The sequence below is a fragment of the Streptomyces sp. NPDC058371 genome, from assembly GCF_042723265.1.
Lineage (GTDB): Bacteria > Actinomycetota > Actinomycetes > Streptomycetales > Streptomycetaceae > Streptomyces.
The window spans coordinates 610,775-617,045 of record NZ_JBHXJC010000003.1 but is presented as its reverse complement, the minus strand read 5'-3'; the positions used below and the strand labels follow the sequence as shown (position 1 = coordinate 617,045).

Sequence of the window (6,271 nt, the reverse complement as noted above, 5' to 3'; positions counted from 1 at the left end):
GGTGAGGGGGGGAAGCAGGGCGAGGGGGGAGGCACAGGAGGGGGGGTGTGGCCTGGAGAGCGATGCATTGCTATCTCTCCCTCCCTCCCCCCCCACGCCCGTGTCCACGTCGACCGAGCCGGTGTCCTTGCTGAGCCCGGAGAGCGGACCACAGGTGGGCCAGGCGGCCAGACCCTTGGCGTCGAGGACCTTCTCGGCGACGGCTATCTGCTGGGAGCGGCTGGCCTGGTCGGCACTCGGCGCGTACGCGAGACCGCCGTACTTCTCCCAGTTCTCCTGGGTCAGCTGCAACCCGCCGTAGTACCCGTTGCCGTTGTCGGCGCTCCACGAACCGCCGCTCTCGCACTCCGCGACCCGGTCCCACGTGGTGCCGTCGGCTGCGCTCGCGCTGGTGGCGCCGAGCAAGGGGATCGCGATGGCCGACCCGGTCACTCCTGCCGCGACGAGGAGGGCCGGAGCCTGACGGGGGCGACGGTGACGACCGTTCCCGGAGAGCATGCGGTTGCCTTTCGGTGACAGCAGTGAGGGGCGCGACGAAAGATCCATCGCGCTGATGCGTGAACGTATCCGCAGTCGAACGCTTGTCACAAGTCGATGCAGCGTAGATCACGTGAAGATCACAGTCTTGACGGTGCGTCAGCTTTTTGTCGGTCCGCGCGTCTGTCATCTGCGTGTGAGACGGCTGTTGACGGGGTGTGGTCCGCCTTCCGGCGGGACGGGAGACGACTGCCGGCGGGACGGGAGACGACTTCCGGCGGGGGCGATTGGCCCTGGGGTGGCGGGTGTTGGCGCGGCGGCCGGTGTTGGCGCGGTGGCGGGGGCGGTCGCCCAGGGGTGGTGGCGCACGCCGAGGGGCGAGGTGTTCGGAGGCTTGTGCGTGCTTGCGCGTCCCTTCAGTGGGGCGCACCGGGTCGGGGGTGCGCCTCTGGAGGCGGGTGCGCCTTTGGGTGGCGGCGCCTAAGGACGGGGCGTGAACTGCACCGGGAGCGTGCGGAGTCCGCGCATGATGAGACCGCCGCGCCAGCGCAAATCGGTCGGTTCCACCGCGAGTTGGAGGTCGGGCAGCCGGGTGAGGAGCGTGGCGAGCGCGCTCTGGCCCTCCAGCCGGGCCAGGGGCGCGCCCAGGCAGTAGTGGATGCCGTGCCCGTACCCGAGGTGCTGGTTGTCACGGCGGGAGAGGTCGAGCGTGTCCGGCCGGTCGAAGCGCTCGGGGTCACGGTCGGCGGCCGCGAGCACGACGAGCACGGGGTCTCCGGCCGCGATGTCCTGCCCGCCGATCCGCACGGCCTCGGTGGCGAAACGCCAGGTGGCGAGCTCGACGGGTCCGTCATAGCGGAGCAGTTCCTCGACGCCGGTCTCCAGCAGGCCGCTCTCCCCCGCGGCGAGGGAGGCCTGCAGCCGCTGTCGCTGTTCCGGGTGGGTGAGGAGGGCGTAGGTCCCGTTCCCGATGAGGTTGACGGTCGTCTCGAAGCCGGCGAACAGGAGGATGAAGGCCATGGCCGCGGCCTCGTTCTCGGTGAGGTGTTCACCCTGGTCCGAGGCGCGGATGAGACCGGAGATGAGGTCCTCGCCGGGCGCCGGGTGGTCGGGCAGCGCCTCCCGCTTGCGATGGATCAGCTCGGCGAGATATCCGCGCATCTTCTTCACCGACCGGGCGACCCCGCCGCGCGGTCCTCCCCCGTGCCGGATCATCATCCCCGCCCAGTCCCGGAAGTCGTCCTGGTCCTCCTGGGGGACACCGAGCAGATCGCAGATGGCGTAGATCGGCAGCGGGAAGGCGAAGTCGTGAATGAGGTCGGCGGAGCCCTTGTCGGCGAACTGGTCGATGAGCTGGTCGGTGAGCGCCTGCACCCTCGGCGCGAACTCGGCCACGCGCCGCGGCGTGAACGCCTTGCTCACGAGCCGGCGCAGACGAGTGTGGTCCGGCGGGTCGATATTGAGCAGATGGGTCATCAGCTCGGCCTTGCGCTCGCCGGGAATGCCGGTCTTGCCCTTGGCGTGGGCCGGCTCGTCATGATGAGCGGGATTCTTGCTGAGCCGTCCGTCGGCGAGCGCCTGCTTGGCGTCCGCGTAGCGGGTGACCAGCCAGGCCTCCACCCCGCTCGGCAGCCGCGTCCGATGCACGGGCGCGTGCTCCCGCAACCAGGCGTACGCGGGGTACGGATCGGTCGCGAACTCCCAGGTGAAGAGTTCGGGAGCCGGATTCTGGGCGGAGAGTTGGGCGGAGGGCTGATCGGAAAGCTGGGCGGAAGGCTGATCGGAAGGCTGGGCGGCGGGCTGATCGGCGGGCTGGGCGGAAGGCTCGTCGGCGGGCTGGGCGGAAGGCTCGTCGGCGGGCTGGGGAGGGTGCTCGGTCACTCCCCGACGGTATCGGGGTCGTCCGGTTTCCCGGAGCCGGTCGTCCGGGCTCCCGGCGGGGGCCGTCAAGCTTGCGGGCGCGGGCCATCCGGGGCTCCCAGCGGGGGCCTCCGGCTTCCCGGCAAGGACGGCCCGGGCTCCCGCCGGGGGCCGGCCAGCTTCCCGGCACGGGCCGCCCGGGCTCACGGCACGGGCGTCCGGCCTCTCCGGACGGGACGTCCGAGGAACCCCCGCGGACCGTCCGCCCACCGAGGTGACCACCGGGCGGGGTGGCGCCCGCAGGCCACCACATCCCGGCCATTGAGCGGTTCCTCCCGGGCTGTCCAGAAATCGCCTGCCACTTGACTACGGGGCTCGATGACTCCCTACATTCCGCCCGTGGACCCCGAAATACTCAGATCCAGCTTCGCGGTCGTCGAGAGACGGGCCGAGTTCGCGGTCAAGTACTTCTACGCGCACCTGTTCCGGCACAACCCGGGCGTCCGCGGGCTCTTCCCGCTGGACTTCCCGGAGGACATGGAACGCCAGCGTGACCGGCTGTTCGCCGCGCTCACGCATGTCGTGGCGCGGCTGGGAGATCCGGCGCTGGCCGGTTACCTGGGAGATCTGGGACGGGACCACCGGAAGTATCTCGCCGAACCGGAGCACTACGCGGCCGTGGGGACGAGTCTGATCGCCGCCTTCGCCGCCGTCGCGGGCTCGGCCTGGAACACCGAGGTGGAGAAGACCTGGGCGGAGGCCTATACGACCGTCATGGACGCAATGCTCCAGGGCGCGTGGCAGGCCGAGAACGACGGCGAGCCGCCCTGGTGGGACGCCGAGGTCGTCGCCCGTCGGCGCTTCGGGGACGACCTGGTCGTGCTCACCCTGCGGCCCGACCGCCAGCTCCGCTATTTCCCGGGTCAGTACGCGAGCGTCAACTCCCCTCACTTACCTGGCATTTGGCGCCCGTACTCGCTGGGCAACGCGCCCCGGCCCGACCACACCGTCGACCTGCACATCAGCCACGTCGCCGAAGGCGTCCTCTCCACCGCACTCGTCCGGCAGACGAGGCAGGGCGATCTGCTCCGGCTCGGCGCGCCCGGCGGCCGACTCACCCTGCGCACGCCCGCGGAACGGCCCATCACCTTCATAGCGGCCGGCACCGGATGGGCGCCCGTCAAGGCGCTCCTGGAACAGCTGGAGCAGGCGGAGCGGCTCGACCCGGCCCAGGAACGGGCCCCGTACGACTCCCGGCTCTTCGTCGTCGCCCGCGACCTCGCGTACGTCTACGACCGGGAGGCCATCGAGGAGTTGCAGGCACGGCTCCCCCGTCTCGTCGTCACCTTCATCACCCCCGCGCCCGGCCGGCCCAAGGCACAGGCCACCGACCGCCTCCTCACCGCCCTGGGCAACCGCGCCAACTGGGCCCAGCACGACGTCTATCTCGCCGGCCCGCCCAAGCTGGTCGAGGAGATCGGCGACGCCCTCCCGTCCCTCGGCACGCTCCCCGAGCGGATCTTCCACGATCTCCTGCCACCCACCGGACAGGCCGAGACCCGTCCCCTGGGCGCGGCCGAGTGGCTCCTCGATCGCCCCCAGCCGAGCTGGCACAACCCGGCGAGCCGCGAACCGGGCCCTTAGGACCTCCCCCGGGGCAGGCCCCCGGGACGCACCGCCCGGCGCAGGTCCCGGGGCACGCCGCCCGGCGCAGGTCCCGGGGCACACCGCCCAGCGCAGGTCCCGGGACGCACCGCCCGGCGCAGGTCCCGGCGCACCGCCCAGCGCAGGTCCTATTGGGGCGTACCGCCCGGATCAGCCCGGGTCACGTCCCGGACGAGCCCGTCCCGGCGGCCCGGGTCGCCTCCGCCGCCCGGATCGCGTCCCGGTACGCCCGCGCCGCCGCGCGCAGGGCCGCCTCCGGATCCACACCGGCCGCCTCCGCGCCCGCGGCTGCCGCCAGCAACTCGTAGCCGATGCCCTCGCCCTGCGGAAGCGCCACTTCAAGGCCCGCCGTACGCACGCGCGAGGAGAGCTTTGCCGCCAGGGCCAGACCCGGCTGCCCCAGCGGAACCCCCTCGGTGACGGACGTCCGCTGCTTCTCGACCGCCTTCGTGCGCAGCCAGTGCTCCTTGACCTCCTCGGGGGTCGAGGCGGTCTCGTCGCCGAAGACATGCGGGTGGCGGTGGATGAGCTTCGCGACGATGCCACCCGCCACGTCGTCGATCGAGAAGGGCTCGCTGCCGTCCTCCGGTCGGCCTTCCTCGGCGATACGGGCGTGGAAGACGACCTGGAGCAGGACGTCGCCGAGCTCCTCCCTCAGCTCGTCGCGGTCGCCCTCCTCGATCGCCTCGACCAGTTCGTACGCCTCCTCTATGCCGTACTTCGCCAGGCCCTCGTGGGTCTGCCGGGACGACCAGGGGCACTCGGCGCGAATGCGGTCCATCACCTGGACGAGGTCCAGGAGGCGGGCGCCGGGCAGGTCGTACGAGGCGGGGAGCAGCTCCAGCTCCGGCATCTGTATGCGCCCGGAACCGGCGAGCCGGGCCAGGCCGTCGGTCAGCCGCGATTCGCCCTCGCCCGTGGCGACGACGACCGCCGTACGGCCGCCGACGCAGGCGTCGACCAATTCCTCGGCTGTCGGGGAGGCCTCGTCGACGGGGATGCCCGCCTCGCGCAGATACGGCAGCTGCGGGTGCGCCCCGTCCGCGCACAGGACCCGGTCGGCGCCGCGCAGCGCCTGCCAGGCCGGCCAGGAGAGCAGCCCGGGCGCGACACGGTGGCTGGTGGTGAGCAGGACGATGCGGCCGGGCGCGGGGGCGTCCTGTCCGGGCGCGCCGGCGTCAGGGCGGGGGGCGGTGTCGTCGGGACCGGTCCCGTGCGGGTCGCCGTCGAGGCGGGTTGCGTTCACCCTTCGAACGTAACCCACCCGTCCGACGCCACCAGCGGTTATCCACAGGCCGGGCGGCCGAGGCACCGTACACAGGTATCGGTCGCACCCCCGCGGGCACGCACCGCCCGGGTGCCGAACCGTTTGTCCACAGGCTGATGACGCCGTTGCACCCGCGTCGGCGCCCCGGCCAGGTCCTAGGCGGTCTGCTGGGCCGCCGCCGTGACCTCGCGCAGCCATGGCGTCTTCGCGTCGACGCGGCTGCTCTTCTCGACGTCCCAGGTGCCGTAGCGCGGGTTCAGGTCGACGTTGAGCTTCTTGGAGGCCTCGGACATCGCCTTCCAGAACGAGGCCTTGCCCGCCTCGGTGTTCATGTCGGCGCCCAGCGCGGCGGCGAGCTTCTGGGCCTGGATCTCGGTCCGGAGACTGTCGTCGAGCCGCTGCGGGGCCACGCCGTACTGCTGGAGCCAGGCCGTCTCCAGCTCCTTGGCGCCGCCCGCCTGCTGCTCCAGACCGGCGCGCATCTGCTGGGTGTCCTTGCGGGAGACGGTCACGCCCGCGTCCTTGGCCGCGCGGTCCAGGACCCGGTCGAGGACCAGGCTGTGCAGGGTGTCCCGGGTGAGGCTGCCGGTCTTGGCGATGGCCTGCTCGTACTGGGCGTCGTCCTTGGTGGCGGCCCGCTGCGCGGTGCGTACCTCGTTCACCCGGCTCTCCAGCTGGCCGACGGTGATCCGCTGGCCGCCGACGACGGCCGCGGCGCCGGGGTGGGCGTCGCTCCCGCAGGCGGTGAGGAGGGGGGCCGCGGCAAGAATCGCGGCGGAGAAGGCGAGCGCGGTGCGACGGCGGCGGTGCAAGGAAGCCTCCCGAGGAGATGGTGAAGACAGGTGCGACCCACGCCGTCTCGTCTAAGGGCGGCGGTCGGGCGACGGGCGGGCGCACAAGGTCTTGCGGTGATCGATGTTAGGCAGTGGCCCAGCTCTCGGCCACCCATTCGACCAACGATTCGCGAGGACTTCGGGCACCCCCGCACCGGCAAGTCCGCCC

At 72.1% G+C, this 6,271-nt stretch carries 5 protein-coding genes; 1 reads left to right on the top strand and 4 read right to left on the bottom strand.

The window, feature by feature from the left end:
• Together ACFWM2_RS14245 and ACFWM2_RS14240 are read right to left on the bottom strand one after the other, a co-directional pair.
• On the bottom strand, positions 1-498 hold a 498-nt coding region (locus tag ACFWM2_RS14245), incomplete at its 3' end, for a transglycosylase family protein (RefSeq protein WP_383278331.1).
• Positions 499-957: 459 nt separating this feature from the next.
• The gene (locus tag ACFWM2_RS14240) at positions 958-2,358 is read right to left on the bottom strand and encodes a cytochrome P450 (RefSeq protein ID WP_383278030.1); all 1,401 of its coding nucleotides are present in this window, start codon (positions 2,356-2,358) and stop codon (positions 958-960) included.
• Positions 2,359-2,736: 378 nt separating this feature from the next.
• Between ACFWM2_RS14240 and ACFWM2_RS14235 the strand changes: the two genes are divergently transcribed.
• Positions 2,737-3,981 carry a globin domain-containing protein gene (locus ACFWM2_RS14235; protein WP_383278027.1) on the top strand — a complete coding sequence of 415 codons (1,245 nt, stop codon included), beginning with the start codon at positions 2,737-2,739 and terminating at the stop codon, positions 3,979-3,981.
• Positions 3,982-4,162: 181 nt separating this feature from the next.
• Here the strand turns inward: ACFWM2_RS14235 and ACFWM2_RS14230 are convergent, their stop codons facing one another.
• Together ACFWM2_RS14230 and ACFWM2_RS14225 are read right to left on the bottom strand one after the other, a co-directional pair.
• Positions 4,163-5,248 carry a nucleoside triphosphate pyrophosphohydrolase gene (locus ACFWM2_RS14230; RefSeq protein ID WP_383278024.1) on the bottom strand — a complete coding sequence of 362 codons (1,086 nt, stop codon included), beginning with the start codon at positions 5,246-5,248 and terminating at the stop codon, positions 4,163-4,165.
• A 176-nt stretch (positions 5,249-5,424) separates the two neighbouring features.
• Positions 5,425-6,081 carry a SurA N-terminal domain-containing protein gene (locus ACFWM2_RS14225; RefSeq protein ID WP_383278021.1) on the bottom strand — a complete coding sequence of 219 codons (657 nt, stop codon included), beginning with the start codon at positions 6,079-6,081 and terminating at the stop codon, positions 5,425-5,427.
• Positions 6,082-6,271 lie beyond the last annotated feature (190 nt).